The organism is Streptomyces sp. CNZ287 (assembly GCF_007827615.1).
On sequence record NZ_VISV01000036.1, the window covers coordinates 1 to 23,535 of the forward strand.

Sequence of the window (23,535 nt, forward strand, 5' to 3'; positions counted from 1 at the left end):
CAACCCGTGGCTCGGGGCCCCATCCGGCCCCGGCCCGACACGCAGCGGGCGCGCCGGGCGGAACAGCCGCCGGCGCGCCCGCCGACTGTAGGTGAACTTGGGAGGTCTGACCGGTGTTCAGCCGTGTGGCGATCATCAACCGTGGCGAGGCCGCGATGCGGCTCATCAAGGCCGTCGGCGAGCTCAACGCCACGGGCGCGCCGCGGATCGAGACGGTGGCGTTCTACACCGACGCCGACGCCACGGCCGCGTTCGTACGCGCGGCAGACCTCGGCTACGACCTGGGCAGAGCGGCGGACCGCCCGTACCTCGACCTCGCCGTGCTGGAGCGCGCCCTCGTCGAGTCCGGCGCCGATGCCGCGTGGGTGGGCTGGGGCTTCGTCGCCGAGGACCCCGCCTTCGCCGAGCTGTGCGGGAAGCTCGGCGTGACCTTCATCGGTCCGGGCCCCGAGGCGATGCGGAAGCTGGGCGACAAGATCAGCGCCAAGCTCCTCGCCGAGGAGGTCGGCGTCCCGGTCGCGCCGTGGAGCCGCGGCCCCGTCGCGGATCTGGACACGGCGCTGCGCCAGGCCGAGCGGATCGGCTATCCGCTGATGCTCAAGGCGACCGCGGGCGGCGGCGGCCGGGGCGTACGCGCCGTGCACGCGCCGGACGAGCTGGCCGACGCGTTCCAGCGCACCAGCGAGGAGGCGGAACGCTCCTTCGGCAACGGCGCGTTGTTCCTGGAGCGGCTGCTCGTCCACGCGCGGCACGTCGAGGTCCAGGTGATCGCCGACGGCCAGGGCGGGGTGTGGGCGCTGGGCGTACGGGACTGCTCCGTGCAGCGCAGGAACCAGAAGATCGTCGAGGAGTCGGCCTCGCCTGTGCTGGCAGCAGAGCAGGTGGCGCGGCTGAAGGAGTCGGCGGAGCGGCTGGCGCTCGCGGTGGGCTACCGGGGCGCGGCCACGGTCGAGTTCCTGTACCAGCCGAAGGACGGCATGTTCGCCTTCCTGGAGGTCAACACCCGGCTCCAGGTGGAGCATCCGGTCACCGAGGCCACCACCGGCATGGACCTCGTCAAGGCGCAGCTCCACGTGGCCGCGGGCGGCCGGCTCACCGGCGAGCGGCCGGCCGAGCTGGGGCACGCCGTCGAGGCCCGGCTCAACGCCGAGGACCCCGACCGCGACTTCGCGCCCGCCCCGGGCCGTATCGCGCTGCTCGACCTGCCCGCGGGTCCCGGCATCAGGGTCGACACCGGCGTCAGCCAGGGCGACACCATCCCCGCCGACTTCGACTCGATGATCGCCAAGGTCATCGCGTACGGGCGGGACCGCGCGGAGGCGCTCTCCCGGCTGCGGCACGCGATGCGCGAGACGACGGTGCTCATCGAGGGCGGCACCACCAACAAGAGCTTCATCCTCGACCTGCTCGACGAGCCCGCGGTGATCGACGCCGGCGCCGACACCGGCTGGATCGACCGGGTACGGGCCGGGGGCGGGCTGGCGTCGCCGCGGCACTCCGGCGTCGCGCTGGCGGTCGCGGCGATCGAGGCGTACGAGGACGGGAAGCAGGCCGAGTTGCAGCGGCTGCTGGGCACCGCGCGCGGCGGTCGCCCGCAGGTGCACCACGAGGGCGGCCGCCCGGTCGACCTCACGCTGCGCGGCGCCGGGTACCGGCTCACGGTGGCCGAGACCGGCCCCGGCCGCTACCGCGTCGGTTTCCGCTCCGGCACGGATACGGACGACGGCACTGTGCGGGCCGTCGACGCCGTGCTGGAGCGGTTCGACCAGCACACCGGGCAGATCCGGCTCAACGGCCACCGCTTCCGGCTGGTCACCGGCGCGCACGGGCCGGTGCACCTGGTCGAGGTCGACGGTGTGACGCACCGGATCAGCCGCGACGAGGGCGGCGTGGTCCGCTCCCCCGCCCCCGCGCTGGTGGTCGCGACGCCGCTCGGCGCCGGGGACGAGGTCGACGAGGGCGCCCCGGTGCTCGTACTGGAGAGCATGAAGATGGAGACGGTGCTGCGCGCGCCGTTCCGCGCGGTGCTCAAGGAGTCGCTGGTCGCCGTCGGCAGCCAGGTCGAGACCGGTGCGCCGCTGCTCCGTCTGGAGCCGCTCGACGACGTCGACGCCGCGCCCGTGGCCGCGGGCGCCGACCTGGACCTGCCCGCGGAGGCGGCCGGGCAGAGCGCGGAGCAGCGGGCCGCGCGCGGCCTGGCGGACCTCCGCAGCAGACTTCTCGGCTTCGACGTCGACCCGGCCGGGGCCGACGACGCCCTCGCCGGCTACCTCGCAGTGCGCGCCGTGCTGCCGGAGCGGCCGCTGGCCGCGGAGGCCGGGCTGCTGGAGGTCTTCGCCGATCTCTCCGAGCTGAGCCGCAACAAGCCGGAGCACGAGGAGACCGCGGCCGAGACCTGGGTGCGCAGCCCGCGCGAGTTCTTCCACACCTACCTGCAGAGTCTCGACGCGGAACGGGCCGGGCTCTCCGAGACGTTCCAGGGCCGGCTCACCCGCGTGCTGGGCCACTACGGCGTCGAGAGCCTCGACCGTACGCCCGCGCTGGAGGAAGCGGTCTTCCGGATCTTCCTCGCCCGGCAGGCGGCCACCGCCGACGTCGCGGTGATCACCGCGCTGCTCCAGCAGTGGCTCACCGAGGCGCCGCCGCCCGACGGGCTGCGCCAGGTCGTGAGCCAGGCGCTGGAACGCCTGATCCGGGCCACGCAGTTGCGCTTCCCGCTGGTCGGCGGGCTCGCGCGGAGCCTGGTGTTCCGCTGGTACGCGCAGCCGCTGCTGCGCCACACCCGCGCCACGGTCTACAACCGGATACGCGACCACCTGCACCACCTCGACGCGCACCCGGACGCGCCCGACCGCGACCGGCGGATCGCCGACATGGTCGCCAGCCCCGAGTCGCTCATCCAGTTGCTGGGCGAGCGCATCGCCCGCCCGGACACCGAGGCGGACCCGCTGCTGGAAGTCCTCGTCCGCCGCGCCTACCGCGACCACCGGCTGACCGGCGTGCGCTGCGAGACGGTCGCGGGGCGGCCGTTCGTCACCGGCCGCTACGAACTCGACGGCGTCTCGCACCGGCTGCTGGTGACCGTCGCCGACTTCGGCGACCTGGCCGGCGCCGCCGCGACCGTCGCGGAGGTGGCCGCCGCGGAGCCCGACTCGACCGCCGTCGTCGCCGAGTTCTACCTCACCTGGACCGGCCGGCCCCCGGAGACCGACGACATGGCCGCCGGGCTGCGCGCGGCGCTGTCGGGATCGCTCCCCGCCAGCCTGCACCGGATCACCACGACGGTCGCCGGGCACAACGGCGCGTCGCCCCAGCACTTCACGTTCCTGCCCTCCCCCGAAGGACCGGAGGAGGACAAGCTGATGCGCGGGATGCACCCGCTCATCGGCCAGCGGCTGCTGCTGCGCCGGCTGCGGAACTTCGACCTCACCCGGCTGCCGTCCGTCAACGAGGACGTCTACCTGCTGCGCTGCGTCGCGCCGAGCAACCCCGCGGACGAGCGGCTGGTCGCCATGGCCCAGGTCCGCGACCTCACCCCGCTGCGCGACGAGGAGGGCCGCATCCTCGCGCTGCCCGAGGTCGAGGCGGCGCTCGGCGCCTGCCTGGACGCGATCCGCAGGGAGCAGGTCAGGCGGCCGGGGAGCAGACGCCAGGACACCAACCGCATCTTCATCAACGTCCGCCCGCCCAGCGATCTGACGCTCGCGGAGCTGAACGACGTGGCCCGGCGCGTCCTGCCGACGACCCGGGGCCTGGGCGTGGAGGAGGTGCTGCTCCTCGGCTGCCGGCGCGACCGGCGGGGCGGTCTCGTGCCGGCCGCGGTGCGGGTCTCGTACGACGTGGCCGCGGGCGTCCGCCTCAGCGTCACGGCCCCGCCCACCGACCTGCTCCAGCCGCTCGACGACTACGGCCAGAAGGTGCTGCGGGTGCGGCGCCGGGGCACGGTCTACCCGTACGAGCTCTTCGACATGATCGCCGGTGCCGGCGGCACCTTCACCGAGCACGACCTCGACGACTCCGGCGCACTGGCCCCCGTGCAGCGGCCGAAGGGCCTCAACAAGGCCGGCCTCGTGGCCGGCGTGGCCACCACGCCGACGGAGCGCTACCCGGAGGGTGTCACCCGCGTCGTGCTCCTCGGCGACCCGGTGAAGGCGCTGGGCGCGCTCTCCGAGGCGGAGTGCGCGCGGGTGGTCGCGGCGCTCGACCTGGCGGAGAGGCTGCGGGTGCCCGTCGAGTGGTACGCGCTGTCCGCGGGTGCCCGGATCGCGATGGACTCGGGCACCGAGAACATGGACTGGATCGCCCGCGCGCTGCGCCGCATCGTGCACTTCACCCAGGACGGCGGCGAGATCAACGTCGTCGTCGCGGGCGTCAACGTCGGCGCGCAGCCGTACTGGAACGCCGAGGCCACGATGCTGATGCACACCCGGGGCGTGCTGGTGATGACCCCGGACTCGGCGATGGTGCTGACCGGCAAGAGATCGCTCGACTTCTCCGGCGGCGTCTCGGCGGAGGACAACTTCGGCATCGGCGGCTACGACCGGGTGATGGGCCCGAACGGGCAGGCGCAGTACTGGGCGCCCGACCTGAAGGCCGCGCGGGACGTGCTGCTGTCGTACTACGACCACAGCTACGTGCTGCCCGGCGAGGCCGGCCCGCGCAAGGCGCGGACCTCCGACCCGGTCGACCGGGACGTGTGCGACTTCCCGCACGCCGCCGAGGGCAGCGACTTCACCACGGTCGGGGAGATCTTCTCCGCCGCGACCAACCCGGACCGCAAGAAGCCGTTCGACATCCGCACGGTGATGCGCGCGGTCACCGACCAGGACCACGCGGTGCTGGAGCGCTGGGCCGACATGGCGGAGGCGGAGACCGCGGTGGTGCAGGACGTGCACCTGGGCGGGCGGCCGGTGTGCCTGGTGGGCATCGAGTCGCGGTCGGTGCCGCGGCGCGGCTTCCCGCCCACCGACGGGCCCGACGCGTACACCGCGGGCACGCTGTTCCCGCGGTCGTCGAAGAAGGTCGCCCGGGCGGTGAACGCGGCGAGCGGGAACCGGCCGCTGGTGGTGCTGGCGAACCTGTCCGGCTTCGACGGCTCGCCGGAGTCGATGCGCGAGCTGCAGTTGGAGTACGGGGCCGAGATCGGCCGGGCGATCGTCAACTTCCGCGGCCCGATCGTGTTCTGCGTGATCTCGCGCTACCACGGCGGCGCGTTCGTGGTGTTCTCCAAGGCGCTGAACCCGGGCATGACGGTGCTGGCGGTGGACGGTTCGTACGCCTCGGTCCTCGGCGGGGCGCCGGCCGCCGCGGTGGTCTTCGCCGCCGAGGTCGACGCCCGTACGGCCGCGGACGCGCGGGTGACGGGCCTGGAGTCCCGTCTCTCCGCGGCCTCGGGCCGGGAGCGGGCGCAGCTCGCCGGGCGGCTGGAGAGCGTGTGGGCGGCGGTGCGCGCGGAGAAACTGGGCGAGGTCGCCGCCGAGTTCGACGGCGTGCACTCGATCCGGCGCGCGCGGGAGGTGGGTTCCGTGGACGCGATCATCCGTCCCGAGGAGCTCCGGCCGCAGCTCATCGCGGCCGTGGAACGCGGGCTCGCGGAAGGCACGCCGGGGTGAGTCGTCAAGACGATTCACTTCCGTTTGGCAAAATTCCGCGGACATCTGGAATCGGAAATCCGTTCGCCCGTTTCGGGGCGTCAACCACCGGCACATCCGGGGTTTCACCGTTATCGGCAACCGGATCACGCCACGCGAACATCACCGTCCGGAACGTGCCGTAACGAGGGACGGACGCCCTGGTGGGAGCCGTTTGCCGGACGAACCGCGCTCCCCCGCCCCGGACCGGGAAGCCCACCAAACTGACAGGATCTAGCTACGAACCAGACCTTCCCTTGACGTGAATCAGTCGTCTTGCAGACTGTTTTTCGCACGGCGGGCTCACGGCCCCCAAGCCGTCCGAGGGTGACACCGCCGGCGCTCCGCGAATACTCACGGAGGGGAAATGCTCACAAGGCACGGAATATGTCGAGTCCCGTCCTGCAGAAGTACGCTGACCGATAGCTCCACGAAAATCAGGGGAGTGACCGGCGGAGGAAGTAGGCTCTGCACATCCTGCCGGGGCCGGCTCGAGAGCGACCTGCTCAACCTTCCCGCACTTTATTCCGACTGCACCGGAAGTCCGGGTCCCGAGATGGTACGGGTCATCCGGAAGGTCGCCAGGAAGAGTTCCGCGACCGGCACGATGAATCCGGCCGCCGCCGAGGTGCGCGCCGCCATCCGCACGGTATTGGCTTCCTGGTCGGGACTCGTCGCCGAGGAACGCCGGCTGAACTCCCCCGCCAGGGACGTCCCGGCGCTCGCGCGCTTCCTGTGCCTGCATGTCGAGTGGCTCGCCCGCCACCCGGCCGCGGGCGACATCGCGGAGGAGATCCAGGAACTCTCCCGGCGGGCGCGCAAGGTCGCCGACCCCGGCCGCCTCCGCCGCGTCCACCTCGGCGACTGTCCCGACGCCGGCTGCGAGGGCACCCTCGTCGCCCTGATCCGCACCCACGGCGACGCGATGCCTTCGGAGATCGTCTGCACGGCTTCCGCCGCCCACACCTGGCCGGTCACCTGGTGGAGCAGACTCGCCCGCCGGATGCGCACGCAAAGAGAGGTCGGATGAAGTACCAACTCGCGAGCACCGGTCTGACGGCGAACGACATCGCCAGCATCTGGCGGATACCCAAGGGCACGGTCTACCGCTACGCCCACATGCACCGCTGGCGCCGCTACAAGCAGATCGGCCGGGTCTATTACCACCCCGACGACGTGACGGCCACGCTGGAAGAGATGCAGCCGGAATGAACCCCGTGCCACAGCACCGTGCGACGGCGCGGCGAGCGGATCGGAACCGGCCGCACCGGCGCACCGAACACGTCCGCATACGCGGTGGGTCACGGGCGGGATCACCGCTCCGGTTCGTGACCGTGGGTGACTTGTGGCACGTCACGCGGGTGACCGACCGCCCCGGCGACGGCGGGGGCTTGACGGCCGACTGGCGAAGAATCTATAAATATACTTGTCGCTCCGAGTCCGCCCTTCGCGGGCGTGCCCAATCTCGCACGACATCCCCACCGCAGCGGATCACGTCCGCTGCGGTTTTGCGTGGCAGGGGAACCCTGCGCGCAATTCGGCTGCCGGCCGTCTGATCTCTACGACAGAAGGTACCTATGCCCAGGCTCTGCAAGCCGTCGGTGCGCGTGCCGGAATATGTCATCACGATGGAAGAGACGCTGGAGTTCGCCCAGCGCGTCCACGGTGGGAAGCCGCAGCTTCCGCTGGCACTGCGGCTGATCCGGAATACCGGCGTACGGAAAAGGCACATCGTCCAGCCCATCGAAAAAACCCTCGCGCACCCCGGATTCGAAGAACGCAACCGCGTCTACGAAGCCGAGTCCAAGAAGCGCTGCCCCGAGGTCATTGAGGAGGCGCTGGCCAACGCGGAGGTCGCGGCGCGCGACATCGACGCGATCGTCTACGTGTCGTGCACCGGGTTCCTGATGCCATCGCTCACCGCCTGGCTGATCAACACGATGGGCTTCCGCTCCGACACCCGCCAGATCCCCATCGCCCAGCTCGGCTGCGCCGCCGGCGGGGCGGCGATCAACCGGGCCCACGACTTCTGTCTGGCCCACCCCGGCGGCAACGTCCTCATCGTCTCGTGCGAGCTGTGCTCGCTCTGCTACCAGCCGGGCGACGACGACATCGGCTCACTGCTCTCCGACGGGCTCTTCGGCGACGCCGTCGCCGCCGCCGTCGTCCGCGGCGAGGGCGGCACCGGCGTCGGCCTGGAGCGCAACGGCTCGTACCTCATCCCGCACACCGAGGACTGGATCTCCTACGCCGTCCGCGACACCGGCTTCCACTTCCAGCTCGACCGCCGGGTCCCCGGCACCATGGAGCCGCTCGCCCCGGTGCTGCGGGACTTCGCCACCGACCACGACTGGGACATCGGCAAGCTCGACTTCTACATCATCCACGCCGGCGGTCCGCGGATCCTGGACGACCTCGCGCGGTTCCTCGACGTCGACCGCGAGATGTTCCGGCACAGCTGGGCCACGCTCACCGAGCGCGGCAACATCGCCAGCGCCGTCGTCCTCGACGCCCTGCGCCGGCTGATCGAGGAAGAGACGCCGCAGGCGGACGCCACGGGCGTGATCGCGGGCTTCGGCCCCGGCATCACCGCCGAGATGGCACTGGGCAGATGGAGCCGGGACACCCCGGACGACGCGGACTGAGCCCACCGCGGCACGTACACCACCGGCATGCGCGGCAAGGGCGCCGGCATGCCGGAAAACCTTTCCCCACGGGAGGCAGGAGACCTCGTCATGCTTACTCGGGAATCGCAACTGGTGGAGCTCGTCGACGCGGGCGGCACCGCGCTCGGCTCCCTCCGGGTCGCCGAGGCACACACGGCGCCGGGCCGGTTGCACCGGGCGTACTCGGTGATGCTGCTGGACGAGCAGGGCCGCATCCTGCTCCAGCAGCGGGCCGCGGTGAAGACCCGGTTCGCGCTGCGCTGGGCCAACGCCTGCTGCGGCCACCCGGCGCCCGGGCAGGCGCTGTTCGACGCCGCCGGCGAGCGGCTGATCGAGGAGATCGGGCTGCCCGGGGTGCCGCTGCAGGAGGCCGGCGTGTACCTCTACCGGGCCGAGGACCCGCACACCGGCCGGGTCGAGCACGAGTACGACCACGTCGTGGTCGGGCTGGTGCCGGTGGGCGTGCCGCTGAAGCCCGACCCGGCGGAGGTCGCCGACGTCCGCTGGGTCGCGCCGGAGGAACTCCGCGCGGACCTGGCGGCCCGCCCGGACGACTACTCGCCCTGGCTGGGCGGCGTGCTCGCGGTGGCCACCAACGCCGCCGACCGGCTGCCGCAGGCGGCCGGCCTGGCGACCGCGTAGCGCCGCCGCCCGCGGGAGACGACCAACTCGAAGGGAGCCAGAGAAATGACACAAGGAGCCACACTCGCGCGCATCCGCGACTACATGGTGGGCCCCACCCGGTTTATGACCCTGCTGTCCTGTTTCGAGCTCGGCATCATCGACGCACTGCGCGACAAGCCCGGCATGACCGCGGCCGACCTCGGCGCCGCGGTGGGCACCAAGCCCGACGCCGTGGAGCAGCTTCTCTTCCTGCTCATCAAGGAGGGCTTCGTTGCGCGCGACGAGGCGTCCGGCACGTACACCCTCGACGCGCTCGGCGAGGTTCCCGAACGCGACCTGAAGCGCGCGCTCACCTACATGAACATGATCAAGGTGGTGGCGCTCAGGCAGCTCTTCCACCTCACCGAGAGCGCGCGGACCGGCACGCTCGTCGGCCTCAAGGAGTTCTACGGCGTCACCGAGGGCACCATGTACGACGCCGTGGCCGAGCACAAGGACCTCCGGGAGTCCTGGGGGACGTTGATGGACAACGTCACCGCCAACATCGACCCCTGGTTCTTCGGGAACGTCGACATCTCGGCGGGCGCCCAGGTGCTCGACCTCGCCGGGAACACGGGTCTCGGGGCGATCCACGCCTACGAGTCGAAGGCCTCCCCCGGGCTCCGGGTGACGACGTTCGACCTGCCGGAGAAGGAGGAGGAGGCCCTGGAGAACTTCCGGGCGCACGGCGTGGCGGAACACTGCTCGTTCATCGGCGGCAACGTCTTCGAGGAGATCCCGCAGGGCTTCGACGTCGTTCTCATCAAGCACTTCCTGGACATGTTCGACAAGGACGACGTGATCCGGATCCTCACCGGCGTCAACCGGTCGCTGCCGGTCGGCGGCGAGGTCAACGTGCTGGTCCCGGTGTACCCCGAGAACCTCACGGACACCGACAACTACAACGTCGACTTCTTCCCGGCCTTCTTCATCGGCTGCACCATGGGCCAGGGCGGCCCGCAGAAGCTGTCGGTCTACCGGAGCTGGCTGGAGGAGTGCGGGTTCGAGGTGACGAAGGCGATCACCAAGGACCCCGCCGAACTGCCGAAGGACGTCATCCCGGTGCCGGCCCTCCTCTCCGCCACGAAGGTCCGGTGACCGACCGGTGCCGGCCCGGGTCGCCGATCCCGGCGCGGGCACCGGGTGCCGGTCCGGGTTCTGCCGGGCGACGCGGCAGGACACGGACCGGTGCCGTCGCATCCGGGTGGCGCGGGGCCGCCGGGGCCTTGACGACCAGAGGCGAAGAACCTATACATATGATTGCACCGCTGGAGTCCGCCCTTCGTGGCGTTGACGCGTCTCCGCACCCGCGGTGCGGGGTTCGCCGCCCCTGTCTTCAGCCGGGAGAAGTCCCGGGCCCGCCGCGGTCCGCCCATCCGGACTTCCTGCTCACACCAGCGCTCACCTTCAGACTGGAGGACGCACGCATCATGTCCGGAGCTGTCGAACTCGAAAGGGTTTACTCGGCCATCGAAGAGTCGGCCCACTTAGTGGGTGTGGCCTGTTCCCGGGAGAAGGTCTGGCCCCTGCTGAGCACCTTCGGCGAGTCGATCGAGGACGCTCTGCTTGTCCTCAGTCTGCAGACCGGAGGGCGGCACGCGGGAGAACTCGACTACAGCTTCACCGCCTCTCCGGGACTGGGCGACCCGTATCCGCACGCGGTGGCGCACGGCTTCCTCGAACCCACGGACCACCCCGTCCACTCCCTGCTCTCCGATCTGCAGGGGCGCTGGACCATCAGGGAGCACTTCGTCGACTGCGGTGTCACCGGCGGCTTCAAGAAGCTCTACGCGCACTTCCCGCAGGACCTGCAGCCGGTGGCGAAACTGGCCGAGGTCCCGTCCGTGTCGCACGCCGTGGCCGACAACGCGGGCCTCTTCGCCCGCTACGGCCTCGACGAAGTCGCGATGGTCGGGGTCGACTACAAGCGGCAGACGATGAACCTGTATTTCCAGTTCACCCCGGACGGCCGTCCGGAACCGAGCGCGCTCCGTGCCATGCTGCGCGAAATCGGGCTGTACGACGCGGACGAGGGCATGCTGGAGTTCGCCAGCAGGTCGATGCGGGCCAACATCACCTTCCGCTGGGACTCCTCACGGATCGTACGGGTCGCATTCGCCCCGCCGCCGGGCCGCGGCCTGGATCCGGCGGCGGTGCCCGCGCCCATAGAGCCGCACATCGCGCGGTTCGCGACGAACGCCCCGTATGCCTATCCCGGTGAGCGTCTGAACCTCTTCGGCGTCAAATGGTTCCCCGACGGGGAATTCATCGACGTCTGCGCGTACTACCAGCTTTCCGCCGGGTACGAACCGGTGCGGCTGATGGAGACGCACAAGCGGTAGGGATGAACCCGGGGACCTGACCCGCCCCCGTTCTCCGGCGCGCATGACTGGCTGAGCCGGCCCTCGATCTCAGAAGGCACGGTCCGTTCCGGCGGGCCGTGCCTTCTGCCATGCAAGGAATCCCCTCTCAAGGACAAGGACGGCACATGACGACCGGACACTCTCCTGTCTCAGGCTTCTCCCCGCGGCGCAGGTCGCTGCTCATCGGCGGTGCCTCCGCCGCCGCGCTGCTCCCCCTGGGTCACGCCGGCACGGCCGCCGCCGCCGAGGGCGGCAAGGCGGCCCAGGCAGAGTTCGACCTTGACAAGGACAACTACATCGAGTGGTTCCAGCCCGAGGACGACGGCGCCGGGATCTCCCCCTCATCGGAGATCTTCGGCCCGATGGACGTCACGGTGTTCCTCTGGATCAACCACCTGACGGGTCTCGGGTGGTTCGACGCGGTGGCGCCCTACCATGAGACCGCGGTCGGTGTGCACTCCCGGATTCCCCGCCGTCCGTCCAGCGAGTCCGCCACCAACCGGAACATGAACATCGCCTGTATCTACTCCCAGTACCAGTTGGTCAAGCAGGTGATCCCGAGCCGGGTCAAGCCCATGCGGGACCTGCTGACCAGCATCGGCCTGGACCCCGACGACGACTCGATGGATCCGGCCGACCCGGTCGGTGTCGGCAACATCGCCGGCAAGTCCGTCTTCGAGGCCCTCAAGAACGACGGCATGAACTTCCTCGGTCACGACGGCGGCCGCAAGTACAACCCCAGGCCCTGGGCGGACTACACCGGCTACCGGCCCGTGAACACCGCCTTCGACGTCGTCAACCCCTCGCGCTGGCAGCCGCAGCTCCAGGCCCACAACGGCCGCCGCGTCGGCGGCGGTCCCGGCGACCTGGGCATCTGGGTGGCCCAGCACTTCGTCACCCCGCAGATGCGGATGGTGAAGCCCCACATCTACGCCGACCCGCGCGAGTTCACCGTCCCGCCGCCCAAGCACGTCGACCACACCCGGCCCCGGGACTTCAAGCGCTCCGCGGACGAGGTCCTGGAGGCGTCGGCCGCGCTCACCGACGAGCAGAAGGCCATCGCCGAGGTCATGGACAACAAGATCTGGGGAATCGGCCACTCGGCGCTGGTCATCGCGCGGAAGCACGACCAGAACGGCGAGCTGGGCGTGCAGGGCTGGGCGCACTTCATCCTGGAGCACCTGCTGGCGACGTTCGACCCGCTGATCGCCGTCTGGAACGAGAAGACCAAGTACGACGCGGCGCGGCCGGTCACGGTGATCCAGCACGTCTACGGCAAGAAGAAGGTGACCTCCTGGGGCGGCCCCGGCATGGGGACGGTCGACGACATGCCCGCCGGGGAATGGTCCAGCTATCTCCCGGTGGGCGACCACCCGGAGTACCCGTCGGGCTCCACGACGCTGTGCTCCGCGGCGTCCCAGTGCGCGCGGCGCTACTTCGGCTCCGACGAGCTGGACTGGAAGTTCACGTTCCCGGCAGGCTCGACGCGGACGGAGCCCGGCGTCGTCCCCGCGAAGGACATCGAACTGCACTTCCCCACCTGGACCGACTTCACGCAGAAGTGCGGCGCCAGCCGCGTGTGGGGCGGGGTGCACTTCCGCAAGACGGTCGAGACGTCCATCGCCTTCGGGGAGCAGTTCGGCGACATGGCCCACGAGTTCGTGCAGAAGCACATCAAGGGTGAGGTCGAGGACTGATACCCGGCGGCACGTGCCCTCCCCGGGCCCGTAGCCTGCCGCCGCGCACCGGCATGCAGCCGGGGCCTTCCGGCCCGTGCGACAGCGGGCACGCGCCGGGAGGGCCCCGCGGCAGGGGCGCCGGAGCACGTCACCTGCCGCCGCACACCCGCGAGTCTGGCCGGTTCCGATCGATCGTCATGTCACGCGCCGACCCGTCGTGCCCGTCCTATGTGTGACACCCCCCAGGTACGACCGATGGCACCAGGAGATGATCATGGAAACACGGAGCGCAGCCCCAGCGGGCGGGCCGGGCTCGGAAGCGCTCGGGGATCCCCGGCGGTGGCTCATCCTCGCCGTCATCTGCACCGCCTATCTCATGGTCGGCCTCGATCTGACCGTGATGAACCTCGCCCTGCCGTCGGCGCAGGAAGCGCTGGAGTTCTCCGACTCCGACCGGCAGTGGATCGTGACCGCCTACGCGCTGCCGTTCGGCAGCCTGCTGCTGTTCAGCGGGCGGCTGTCCGACATCATCGGCCGCAAGGAAAGCTTCCTCATCGGGCTCACCGGCTTCGCCGGCGCCTCCGCCGTCGGCGGGGCCGCGACCAACTTCGAGATGCTGGTGACGGCCCGCGCCTGCCAGGGCGCCTTCGCCTCAATGCTCGCGCCCGCCTGTCTGGCGCTGCTGGCCACCACCTTCCACGACCCGAAGGAGAAGGCCAAGGCGTTCGGCATCTACAGCGCGGTCGCGGCCAGCGGTGCGGGCCTGGGGCTCATCCTCGGCGGCGCGCTGGTCTCCGCGCTGAACTGGCGCTGGTGCATGTACGTCAACCTCGTCTTCGCCGTTGTCGCCTTCGCCGGCAGCGTCATGCTGATGCAGCGGGAGACCAGGACGGGTGCCAAGCTGGACGTCCCGGGCGTGGTGCTGGCGTCGGGCGGCATGTTCTGCCTCGTCTACGGCTTCGCCAACGCCGCCGACGAGGGCTGGGGCACGACCTCGACGTGGGGCGTCCTCGCGCTCGGCGGCGTCCTGCTCCTCGTCTTCGCGTTCTCGCAGACGCGCGCCGCCAACCCGCTGCTGCCGCCCAGGATCCTGCTCGACCGCAACCGCGGCGGCGCGTACTTCACGGTGCTGCTCGTCGGGACCGGCATGTTCGGCGTGATGCTGTTCCTCATCTACTACATGCAGACCAACCTCGACTACTCGGCGATCACCTCGGGCGTCGCGCTGCTGCCGATGGTCGTGTGCACGACCGTGGGGGCGAGCGCCGGCGCCATCAAGCTGATGCCGACGTACGGCCCCCGGCCGCTGGTCACCTTCGGCCTGGTGCTCAGCGCGCTCGGCATGGCCTGGCTGACCGTGATCGGCGTGGACTCGGGCTACGTGACCCACCTGCTCGGCCCGCTCATGGTCGTCGGCCTCGGCATGGGCTTCATCTACGCCGCGGCGCTGCGCACCGGCACCTCGGGCGTGGAGCCCAGGGACGCGGGGATCGCCTCGGCCTGCGTCAACACCGGCCAGCAGCTCGGCGGCGCGGTCGGCACGGCGCTGCTCAACACGATCGCCGCCACCGCCACCGGCAACTGGCTGGAGAGCAACGTGCAGGGGCAGCCGTCGCAGAGCCAGCTCGACCTCGCGGCGATCGACGGCTACACCACGGTGTTCTGGTGGTGCACGGCCCTCTTCGCGATCGGCGCGGTCGTCTCCGGTCTGCTGCTGCGCGGCGGCCCGCTGCCCACGCCCGCGGAGGAGCCCGCGGAGGAGAAGGCGGACGGGGAGCCGGAGGAGCTGTCCGAGGAGACGAAGACCGCATAATCCTGAGGCGCACTGCGCCCAGACTGCAGCTCGAGCGGCTGGTGATGCCGGGGTGACCCGGATATCGCCGGCCGCTTTCGCGTGGGCCGGGAACGTCCGCCGGCCGACCTGTCATCTCCAGCGGCGCAAGTCGATAAGGAACAGATTATGACGACGTCCGGAAGCTCCTCCGTCCCCGGCTTCTCACCACGGCGCAGGTCGCTGCTGCTCGGCGGCGGCTCGGCCGCGGCCCTCACCGCCCTGGGCCACGCGGGCACCGCCGCCGCCGAGCCGGGACCGGCGGCGGAGCCGCCGCCCGCCTTCGACCTCGACAAGGGCAACTTCGTCCGTGACCTGCTCACCGTGGCGGGCGACTCCAGCGGGGAGACGCAGGACCTCGGTCCCGCGGACGTCACCCTCATCTTCTGGATCCAGGACGTCATGCAGACCGCCTGGTTCGACGCCCTGGCGCCCTACCATCCGACCGCCGTCGGCGTGCGCACCCGGCTCCCCCGCCGCCCCGCCGGCGAGTCCGAGACCAACAGGAACAAGAACATCGCCGGGCTGTACGCCACGTACCACGTGGTGAGCGTCGCCTACCCGGAGCGGGGCTACATCCTGCGGGGGCTGCTGGAGGCGATCGGCCTCGACCCCGACGACGAGTCGGAGGACCCGGCCACCCCTGCGGGCATCGGCAATCTGGCCGGCAAGGCCGCCGTCGAGGCCCGGCGGCGCGACGGCATGAACTTCCTCGGGGACGAGGGCCGGAAGTACCACCCCCAGCCCTTCGAGGACTACACCGGCTACGAGCCGGTGAACACCGCCTACAAGCTGGTCGACCCGTCGAAGTGGCAGCCCGCCAGGACCCCGCACCGCCGCCGGGTGGGCGGCGGCCCGGGCGACAAGGGCATCTTCACCGTCCAGCAGTTCGCCACCCCGCAGCTCCGGCTGGTCGAGGGCCACACCTTCCGGGACCCGGGCCGGTTCGAGCTGCCGCCGCCCGACCACAGCGACCACACCGCACCGGGCCGCTACAAGCGCGCCGTGGACGAGATCCTCCGCGCCTCCGCCGCGCTGACCGACGAGCAGAAGGCGAAGGCGGAGTTCTTCAGCAACAACTACCAGGGCATCCTGCTGGCGACGAGGGCCGCGGCGATCGCCCACGACCTGGACCTGGACGGCTGGGTGCACCTCTACATGACCAGCTCGGTGGCCCAGCTCGACAACCTGATCGCCTCCTGGCACCTCAAGCACGCGTACGACGCCGTCCGGCCCTTCAGCGCGGTCAGGCACGTGTACGGCAGGCAGAAGGTGCGCGCCTGGGGCGGTCCCGGCAAGGGGACGGTCGAACTCCGCGCCGACGAGTGGGCCGGCTACCTGCCGGTGAACGACCACCCCGAGTACCCGTCGGGATCCACCGCCCTGTGCGCCGCCATGGCGCAGGGGGCGCGGCGCTTCCTCGGTGACGACGTCCTGGAGTGGACGTACACCTTCAAAGCCGGCTCGACGCAGACGGAACCCGGGCTGGTCCCGGCCCGCGACATCGAGCTGAACTACGGCACCTGGACCACCTTCGTCCGGGACGCCGCCCTGAGCCGGGTGTGGGCCGGCGTGAACTTCACGAAGACGGCCGAGAGGTCCGTGGAGTTCGGCAAGCAGTTCGGCGACCTGGCCCACGAGTTCGTGCAGCGGCACGTCTCGGGCGAGGCCGAGGACTGATCGCAGCAGGTTGCGCCGGACCCGCTCCGGCCCATTCACGCTCCCGCGTGCGCACAACCCTCCGACACATCTGACCACGCACACCAAAGGGGATGACAGTGACCAACCTGATGCTGCTGCCGGACGGAATGCGCCGCTGGTCCAAGGCGAACGGCGTGTCGCTCGACGACGGCTACAAGGCGATGGCGGACAAGCTCGTCGAGTTCATGGACTGGGCGAGGAACGACGGCATCACCACCCTGTACATCACCACCTCCTCGGCCGCGAACTTCAGCCGCCCCGAGCCCGCGGTGACGACGTTCCTGGTCGCGTTCAACGACGTGGCCCGGCGCACGCACGACAACTGCAGGTTCGACTTCACCGGGTCGCTCGACCTAGTGCCCAAGAAGTACCTCACCGAGCTGGAGAACCTGCGGGACGAGTCCAACAAGGAGGCGGGCTTCACGCTCCACTACATCATGGGCATGTCCCTCACCGAGGAGGTCATCCAGCTCTTCAACAGGCTCAACGGCAAGGTTCCCGAGCTGACCGAGAAGATCCTGGCCGAGAACGCCTACGTCCCGAAGCAGGTCGACTTCCTCATCCGCACCGGCGGCGCGATCCGGATGTCGTCCTTCTTCCCGCTGATGTCCCCCTACGCCGAACTGCACTTCTCCCCCGTGCTGTTCCCGGACATGACGCGAGCCGACTTCGACACCGCGATGACCGACCTGCGCGGGCGGGAACGGCGGTACGGGAACTACCCGGCATAGCGCACCACCGCACGACTCGGGCGAACAACGGCCGACTCCGGTCTCCCAGGCGTGGCCCGGCCCCCCACGGGCCCCGCCTGGGACGTGCAACGCATCCTCGCTAGGGACAAGGAAAAAATACGATGACGTCCGGAAACTCCTCCTCCGCTGGCTTCTCCCCAGCTCGCAGGTCGCTGCTGCTCGGCGGCGCCTCGACCGCCGCGCTGGCGACCCTGGGGACCGGCACCGCGGCCGCCGCCGGCCAGGGCACGGGACCGGCGGCGAAGCCGGCCGCCGCCGCCGAATTCGACTTCGACACCGGCAACTTCCACCGGGACCTGCTCAGCACGGCGGCCAACCCGTCCGAGGAGCCGCTCGGCCCGATGGACGCGACGGTCCTCGTCTACCTCACCCATCTCACGATGACCGCGTGGTTCGACGCGCTGGCGCCCTACCACCCGACCGCCGTCGGCCGGCACAGCCGCATACCGCGCCGTCCCGCCAGCGAGTCGAACACCAACCGGAACAAGAACGTCGCCGCGTTCCACGCCGCGAACGTGGTGTTCCAGTCCGTCTTCAAGGAGCGGGTGGCGGCCTTCCGGCAGCTCATGACCACGCTCGGCCTGGACCCCGACGACCAGTCGACGGATCCCACCAGCCCGGTGGGCATCGGCAACCTGGCCGCCAGGGGCGTCCTCAAGGCCAAGGCGCGTGACGGCATGAACCTCTTCGGCGACGAGGGCCGGAAGTACCACGGGCAGCCCTACGAGGACTACACCGGCTTCGAGCCGGTGAACACCGCCTACAAGCTGGTCAACCCGTCGAAGTGGCAGCCGGCCAGGCACCCGCACCGCCGCCGGGTGGGCGGCGGCCCGGGCGACAAGGGCATCTTCGTCGTCCAGCACATGGTCACCCCGCAGATGGCGCTGGTGAAGCCGGACACCTACCGGCACCCGAGCCAGTTCCCGCTGGCCCCGCCGGACCACCTCGACCACACCGACCCGCGCCGCTACAAGCGCTCGGTGGACGAGATCCTGGAGGCGTCCGCCACGCTCGACGACGAGCAGAAGGTGAAGGCCGAGTTCTTCGACAACAAGTTCCTGGGCATCGGCCAGTCGACGAAGGCCGCGGGGATAGCCCACGACCTGGAGCTGGACGACTGGGTCCACCTGATCTACACGAGTTCGCTGGCACAGGTCGAGGATCTCATCGCGGCCTGGCACTATAAGGTCAAGTACCAGGCGCCGCGGCCGTTCTCCGCCATCCGGCACGTGTACGGCAAGAAGAAGGTGTCCGCCTGGGGCGGGCCCGGCATCGGGACCGTGCACGACATGCCCGCCGACGAGTGGGCCAGCTTCCTCCCCGTGGGCGACCACCCCGACTACCCGTCGGGATCCACGACGCTCTGCGCCGCCGAGGCGCAGGCCGCCCGGCGCTTCCTCGGCGACGACCGCCTGGACTGGACCTGGCCCATCCCCGCCGGCTGGACGCTGACGGAGCCCGGGATCACCCCCGCCAGGGACATGGAGCTGCACTACGGCACCTGGACCGAGTTCGTGAAGGACTGCGGCTACAGCCGGCTCTGGGCCGGGGTGCACTTCACGACCACGGTCGAGCGGTCGATGGAGTTCGGCACCCAGTTCGGCGACCTCGCGTACGAGTTCGCCCAGAAGTACATCAAGGGCGACGTGGAGGACTGACCGCCGCCGCGGTCGCGGTCACGCGGGACCGGCCGGGCAGGGTGCGCACCACCGCGGCCTGCCCGGCCGTTCACGTCGTACGGGACCTCCTCAGCGGCCGTCGCCGTCGAGTCCCGCGACGAACGCGCGCAGCTCCGCCCACTGGGCGTGCAGCGCGTGGTCGCCGTCCCCGAGGGGGTCCTTGAAGAAGAAGGCCAGCGGCGTCAGCGGGCCCGTGCGCCCCGCCGCGTGCGCGGCCAGGGAGATCCGGGCCAGGTCGAGGACGAGCGGCGCGGCGAGCGCCGAGTCGCAGCCCTCCCAGGTGAACTGCAGCCGCATCGGGGTGCCGAGGAAGCCGCCGAAGGTGATGAGGTCCCAGGCGGTCTTGAAGTCGCCGATGTCGGCGACGTAGTCGATGTGGGTGTCGCCCTCCGGCGCGTAGCCGAGGGTCTCGCGCAGCACGCGCTGCTTGCTGACGGACTTCGCCGCGTTGGCGCCCGGCTCGGCGAGGTTGGCGCCGTCGCCGCCGCCGAGGAGGTTCAGGCCCGACCACGAGCGGACCGCGAGGTTGCGCATCGCGAACATCGGGGCGAGCACCGACTTCAGCAGCGTCTCACCGGTCTTGCCGTCGTGGCCCGCGTAGGGCAGTCCGCGGGCGGCGGCCAGTTCGTCGAGCGCGGGCAGCCGCGCCCCCGTGGAGGGGGTGAAGTCGACGTACGCGCAGCCGGCGGTGAACGCCGCGTACGCGTAGAGGGAGCTGGGCGGCAGCACCCGGCCGGGGGCGGCGAGCGCGGCGTCGAGCGCCGCCAGGTCCGCGTGCGCCGGGTGCGGCTGGGCGGCGGGCTCGGTGGAGGCGACGTTGACGACGACGACCCGCTCCAGCGCGTGCCGCTCCGCGAACGCCTCGATGTCGGCGACCACGGCGGCGGCCGTCTCCGCCTGGGTGCCGCCGGCGGGCGCGTGCCGCAGCTCGGCCTCCGCCTCGGCGAGGTCCGCCTCCAGCGCCTGTACGAGCCGCGCGGGCACGACGCCAGCGGCGGCGAGCTGCTCGGCCTTCTTGGCCACCGTGCCGGTGTTCACGTCGTGGCCGCCGAAGACCAGGTCGCCGAAGCCCGGCAGCGCGCCGGCGGCCAGGTCGGGGTGCGCCGTGACGCAGCCCACGGGCTCGGTCAGGCCGGCGCGCAGCGCGAGCCCCCCGACGACGGCGGTGGTGGCGACCGACCCGCGGGCGCCGATGAACCAGATGCCAACTCGCATGAGACCCCTCCGTTACGGACACGTGCGTACAGAACCGGTGCCCACCGCGCACGACCCGAGCGGGCACGGCCGAGGGCCGGGCCGACGGCTTGGCAGCCACGGCCCGGCCCTGGGCGGACGCCGGGACGTCCGGACACCCGGTCGTCGATCAGCCGATCTTGATGACCTCTCCCTTGTCCCAGTCGCCTGTGGTGCCCGGGGGCCACCACAGGCTCTTGTTGGCCACGTAGATCGAGCCGTCCCGGCCCGCGAGGAAGCCGTGCGGGAAGAACAGCTTGCCCTTGCCCAGCTCCGTACGGGTGCCGTCGCGGCCGATCTGGATGACGCTGCCGCCGTCGTCGTCGGGCGACGGCAGGAAGCCGGTCGAGGTGAACTGCGTGACGTAGAAGTCGCCGTTCTTGCCGAAGCCGCAGCCCGAGATGGCGCTGAAGCCCCGCTGCCAGACCTCCAGGTCACCGCTCCACGGCTCGTAGCGGTAGACCTTGGCGGCCTTGGCGCCCTCCTCGCCGGTGTTGCCGTGGCCGGTCAGCTCGCCGACGTACACCGCGCGGTCCGGGCCCTGGGCGACGCAGGTGGGCACGGCGTCGGAGCCCGCCTGGCTGGGCGGGAAGCCGGTGAGGATCTCGACGTTGCCCCACCGGTCGATCTCGCCGAGCACGTTCGCCGCGGCGTCCACGTAGTAGAAGCCGCCGCCCTTCCTGGGCGTGAGCGAGTACGGGTTCGTGACGTCGAAGTCGGGCGTCGGGTCCGGGTTCTCCTTGATGTACTCGTAGTCGGCCGCACCCGGCCGGGCGGCCACCCGCGGCTTCTTCGGGTTGGTGACGTCGAGCAGGGTGCCGACGTACGGCTTGAGCTTGTTCCGCAGGCCGTCGGAGAGCCACGCGTCGGTCGGGAGGGCCTGCGGCGAGCCCGCCTGCAGCGTGTACAGGCGGCCCTGGCTGTAGGCCAGCCCGTTCGGGCCGATCATGTCCTGGAGGTTCAGCGCCGAGGGCAGGTTCTTCACGATCCGCTTCGGCGTGCCGTTCGTGATGTCGGCGACGGAACCGGTGTGGCCGAAGCACTTCATCTCGAAGACGATCTCTTCCGAGACCATGTTGCACTCGGACGGCGCCGTCAGCGGCGGCGTGCCGGTCTCGGAGACCAGCAGCCGGCCCCCCGGGCCCCAGGTCAGGGAGCGCGGCGAGTGCAGACCCTCCGCGATCACCTCGACCTCGGCGTCCTTGCCGAGCGTGCCCGAGCCCCGGCCGTGGTCGGCGGCGGCCACGGGTCCGGACGATCCGGCCGCCACACCGGCGAGCGTTGTCGCCGCTGCCGCGGCGAGCAGCATCCGACATCGTGCGAGACGTCGCATCGAGCTCTCATCTCCTCTTGGGTGGGGTGAGGTTCTGCTGGGTGACCACGTGCGCGGCCGGGGCCGGCCGCCGCGGCAAGGGAGTCGTCGACCGGTCGCCCGGTCGACGACAGCCTTTCCGTCACGGACGGGGGCCGGGGTCAGCCGATCTTGACGACCTCGCCCTGGTCCCAGCGGTTGGTGGTGCCGACCGGGTACCACACGGTGTTGTTGGTGACGTAGATGGAGCCGTCGGGGCCCGCGAGGAAGCCCTGCGGGGCGAAGAGCTTGCCCGCGCCCAGCTCGGTGCGGGTGCCGTCCTTGGCGATCTGGACGACGACGCCCTGCGGGTCACCGGGCGGCGGGAAGCCGGTCCGGTCGAACTGGGTGACGTAGAAGTCGCCGTTGGCGCCGAAGCCGCAGCCGGAGATGGTGGCGAAGCCGCTCTCCCAGACCTTCAGCTCGCCGGTCTTCGGGTCGTACCGGTAGATGTTGGCCGCGGCGTTGCCGGTGTTGCCGAAGCCGGTGAGCTGCCCGGCGTACACCGCGCCGTCGGGGCCGACGTCGACGCAGGTGGGTACGGCGTCGGCGCCGTTCGGGGCCTTCGGGAACCACTTCAGGACCTTGACCTTGCCCCGGCGGTCGATCTCACCGAGGATGTTCGCGGCCGCGTCCACGTAGTAGAAGCCGCCGCCCGGCTTCGCGGCGAGCGAGACGGGGTTGGACGTCGGGTCCTCGGAGACGAGGTCCGGGTTCTCCTGCATCCACTTGTAGCCGGCCGCGCCGGGGTTGGCGACCGCCTTGACCTTCTTCTCCGTGACCTGGAGCACCCTGCCGTACTGGTTCTTCAGGGTGGTGCGCAGGTCGCGGGGCAGCCACTTCGGCAGCCCGATGCCGTGGCCCGCCTGAAGGACGTGCAGCTTGCCCTCGGAGTAGACCATCGCGTTCGGGCCGACGACCTCGGCGTTGTTCACGTTCGAGGCCAGGCCCTCGACGATCCGCTTCGGCTTGCCGTCGGTGACGTCGGTGATGGCGCCCGTGGTGCTGAAGCACTTCGCCGTCATGATGTCGGCGTTGTCGCAGAGCTGCTCGATGCCGCCCGCCTCGGAGACGAGAAGCCGGCCCTCGGGCGTCCAGGTCAGGTCGCGGGGCGAGTGCAGCCCCTTCGCGATGACCTCGACCGGGGCGTCGCCGGACAGCGTGCCCGAACCCTTCTCCGCCGCGACCACCTGACCCGACGGACCGGCTGCCACACCCGCGAGCGCCGTCGCCGCCGCGACGGCGAGCGGCATGCGGAACCTCTTCAGACTACGCATCTTCGCCTGTTCCTCCGTTTCGCTGTTTCTGTTGCACCCAGACAAGACGCGTTGAGAGAAGACTCCTCGCCAAAGCCGTCCGGCGCACGTCGAGACAGCCGGCGGCGCAATGAGCATCGGCTACACGCGTTTGATGGGAAAATGGCGTTCGAACCGGCGCCGGGCCGGGGCCGCCCGCCCCGCGGGGCGGTGGCCGGAAGGCTCGTGGCCGATGGCTCATTCCGCACCCGGGAACGCGGTGACGGGAAGGTGAGCCCGTGGACTACCGCCCTCGGCCGCCGCCCAGGGGGAACCCCCGGCCGCCGGCGCACGCGCGGCGGTGCCGCGGCGGGCGGTACGGTCGTCCGGGTGGAATCAGTAGAAGAGGCGGTACGAGCCGAGTGACGTCATCGGCTCGACCGACAGCGGCTCCGAGATCCACTCGTTCTTCAGGCCGTTCATCGTCTCCTGGAATGCCGGCATGGTGAGAAGAGGGTTCTTCTCGTCATCCTCCAGATCCACCACGAGAACGAGGGTCCGCCCGTCCGCGAGTTTGCACCAGGAATAGCGGACGCCCTCGGGCTTCGCTTCCTCGATCGCCGCGAAGAGTTCCTTCGCAGCCTTCTCCGCGGTCTCGACCTTGTCTTCCTTGATCTTGGCACGGAACATGCGGACGCTCATGGGGAATCTCCTTGGTAAACACGCACGCCGCCGGTAGCGGGCGGCGGGGT

Annotated in this window: 16 protein-coding genes; 12 read left to right on the top strand and 4 right to left on the bottom strand. The window is 70.8% G+C overall.

The window, feature by feature from the left end:
- Positions 1 to 113 precede the first annotated feature (113 nt).
- From FB457_RS34675 to FB457_RS34730, 12 genes are all read left to right on the top strand, one after another.
- Positions 114 to 5,612 (top strand): ATP-binding protein, encoded by a 5,499-nt coding sequence (locus tag FB457_RS34675; RefSeq protein ID WP_145784668.1) that lies wholly within the window; start codon positions 114 to 116, stop codon positions 5,610 to 5,612.
- A 574-nt stretch (positions 5,613 to 6,186) separates the two neighbouring features.
- Entirely contained in the window at positions 6,187 to 6,660 is a 474-nt protein-coding gene (locus FB457_RS34680; RefSeq protein ID WP_253911420.1) for a hypothetical protein, read from the top strand.
- Entirely contained in the window at positions 6,657 to 6,842 is a 186-nt protein-coding gene (locus FB457_RS34685; RefSeq protein WP_047018067.1) for a helix-turn-helix domain-containing protein, read from the top strand. The genes FB457_RS34680 and FB457_RS34685 overlap by 4 nt, the downstream gene beginning before the upstream one ends.
- Positions 6,843 to 7,258: 416 nt before the next feature.
- Entirely contained in the window at positions 7,259 to 8,275 is a 1,017-nt protein-coding gene (locus FB457_RS34690; protein ID WP_047020375.1) for a type III polyketide synthase, read from the top strand.
- 90 nt (positions 8,276 to 8,365) lie between these two features.
- Positions 8,366 to 8,938 carry an isopentenyl-diphosphate Delta-isomerase gene (gene idi / locus FB457_RS34695; RefSeq protein ID WP_186462103.1) on the top strand — a complete coding sequence of 191 codons (573 nt, stop codon included), beginning with the start codon at positions 8,366 to 8,368 and terminating at the stop codon, positions 8,936 to 8,938.
- 45 nt (positions 8,939 to 8,983) lie between these two features.
- A complete protein-coding gene (locus tag FB457_RS34700; protein WP_486589261.1) occupies positions 8,984 to 10,057 on the top strand; it encodes a methyltransferase in 1,074 nt (357 codons plus the stop codon).
- 332 nt (positions 10,058 to 10,389) lie between these two features.
- Complete coding sequence (locus FB457_RS34705) at positions 10,390 to 11,301, top strand: aromatic prenyltransferase (RefSeq protein ID WP_047018064.1); 912 nt, start codon at positions 10,390 to 10,392, stop codon at positions 11,299 to 11,301.
- Positions 11,302 to 11,447: 146 nt separating this feature from the next.
- Complete coding sequence (locus FB457_RS34710; protein ID WP_047018063.1) at positions 11,448 to 13,019, top strand: vanadium-dependent haloperoxidase; 1,572 nt, start codon at positions 11,448 to 11,450, stop codon at positions 13,017 to 13,019.
- 256 nt (positions 13,020 to 13,275) lie between these two features.
- Entirely contained in the window at positions 13,276 to 14,814 is a 1,539-nt protein-coding gene (locus FB457_RS34715) for an MFS transporter (protein WP_047020374.1), read from the top strand.
- Between the two features lie 147 nt (positions 14,815 to 14,961).
- The gene (locus FB457_RS34720; protein ID WP_186462104.1) at positions 14,962 to 16,512 is read left to right on the top strand and encodes a DUF6851 domain-containing protein; all 1,551 of its coding nucleotides are present in this window, start codon (positions 14,962 to 14,964) and stop codon (positions 16,510 to 16,512) included.
- A gap of 92 nt (positions 16,513 to 16,604) precedes the next feature.
- A complete protein-coding gene (locus tag FB457_RS34725) occupies positions 16,605 to 17,264 on the top strand; it encodes an undecaprenyl diphosphate synthase family protein (RefSeq protein ID WP_253911417.1) in 660 nt (219 codons plus the stop codon).
- A gap of 122 nt (positions 17,265 to 17,386) precedes the next feature.
- Positions 17,387 to 18,943 carry a DUF6851 domain-containing protein gene (locus FB457_RS34730; RefSeq protein ID WP_253911416.1) on the top strand — a complete coding sequence of 519 codons (1,557 nt, stop codon included), beginning with the start codon at positions 17,387 to 17,389 and terminating at the stop codon, positions 18,941 to 18,943.
- A 90-nt stretch (positions 18,944 to 19,033) separates the two neighbouring features.
- Here the strand turns inward: FB457_RS34730 and FB457_RS34735 are convergent, their stop codons facing one another.
- From FB457_RS34735 to FB457_RS34750, 4 genes are all read right to left on the bottom strand, one after another.
- Positions 19,034 to 20,179 carry an inositol-3-phosphate synthase gene (locus tag FB457_RS34735; protein WP_145784672.1) on the bottom strand — a complete coding sequence of 382 codons (1,146 nt, stop codon included), beginning with the start codon at positions 20,177 to 20,179 and terminating at the stop codon, positions 19,034 to 19,036.
- 148 nt (positions 20,180 to 20,327) lie between these two features.
- On the bottom strand, positions 20,328 to 21,530 hold the full coding sequence (locus FB457_RS34740) for a ScyD/ScyE family protein (RefSeq protein ID WP_107086158.1): 1,203 nt from the start codon (positions 21,528 to 21,530) through the stop codon (positions 20,328 to 20,330).
- Between the two features lie 140 nt (positions 21,531 to 21,670).
- The gene (locus tag FB457_RS34745) at positions 21,671 to 22,825 is read right to left on the bottom strand and encodes a ScyD/ScyE family protein (protein ID WP_164492583.1); all 1,155 of its coding nucleotides are present in this window, start codon (positions 22,823 to 22,825) and stop codon (positions 21,671 to 21,673) included.
- Positions 22,826 to 23,179: 354 nt separating this feature from the next.
- A partial coding sequence (locus FB457_RS34750) for a hypothetical protein (protein ID WP_486589262.1) occupies positions 23,180 to 23,535 on the bottom strand: 356 nt, incomplete at its 5' end.

Excerpts from the sequence above, each read along its gene's own strand:
- FB457_RS34680 (WP_253911420.1), top strand. The coding sequence starts at position 6,187 with ATGGTACGGGTCATCCGGAAGGTCGCCAGGAAGAGTTCCGCGACCGGC.
- FB457_RS34685 (WP_047018067.1), top strand. The coding sequence starts at position 6,657 with ATGAAGTACCAACTCGCGAGCACCGGTCTGACGGCGAACGACATCGCC.
- FB457_RS34690 (WP_047020375.1), top strand. The coding sequence starts at position 7,259 with ATGGAAGAGACGCTGGAGTTCGCCCAGCGCGTCCACGGTGGGAAGCCG.
- idi (WP_186462103.1), top strand. The coding sequence starts at position 8,366 with ATGCTTACTCGGGAATCGCAACTGGTGGAGCTCGTCGACGCGGGCGGC.
- FB457_RS34700 (WP_486589261.1), top strand. The coding sequence starts at position 8,984 with ATGACACAAGGAGCCACACTCGCGCGCATCCGCGACTACATGGTGGGC.
- FB457_RS34705 (WP_047018064.1), top strand. The coding sequence starts at position 10,390 with ATGTCCGGAGCTGTCGAACTCGAAAGGGTTTACTCGGCCATCGAAGAG.
- FB457_RS34710 (WP_047018063.1), top strand. The coding sequence starts at position 11,448 with ATGACGACCGGACACTCTCCTGTCTCAGGCTTCTCCCCGCGGCGCAGG.
- FB457_RS34715 (WP_047020374.1), top strand. The coding sequence starts at position 13,276 with ATGGAAACACGGAGCGCAGCCCCAGCGGGCGGGCCGGGCTCGGAAGCG.
- FB457_RS34720 (WP_186462104.1), top strand. The coding sequence starts at position 14,962 with ATGACGACGTCCGGAAGCTCCTCCGTCCCCGGCTTCTCACCACGGCGC.
- FB457_RS34725 (WP_253911417.1), top strand. The coding sequence starts at position 16,605 with ATGACAGTGACCAACCTGATGCTGCTGCCGGACGGAATGCGCCGCTGG.
- FB457_RS34730 (WP_253911416.1), top strand. The coding sequence starts at position 17,387 with ATGACGTCCGGAAACTCCTCCTCCGCTGGCTTCTCCCCAGCTCGCAGG.
- FB457_RS34735 (WP_145784672.1), bottom strand. The coding sequence starts at position 20,179 with ATGCGAGTTGGCATCTGGTTCATCGGCGCCCGCGGGTCGGTCGCCACC.
- FB457_RS34740 (WP_107086158.1), bottom strand. The coding sequence starts at position 21,530 with ATGCGACGTCTCGCACGATGTCGGATGCTGCTCGCCGCGGCAGCGGCG.
- FB457_RS34745 (WP_164492583.1), bottom strand. The coding sequence starts at position 22,825 with ATGCGTAGTCTGAAGAGGTTCCGCATGCCGCTCGCCGTCGCGGCGGCG.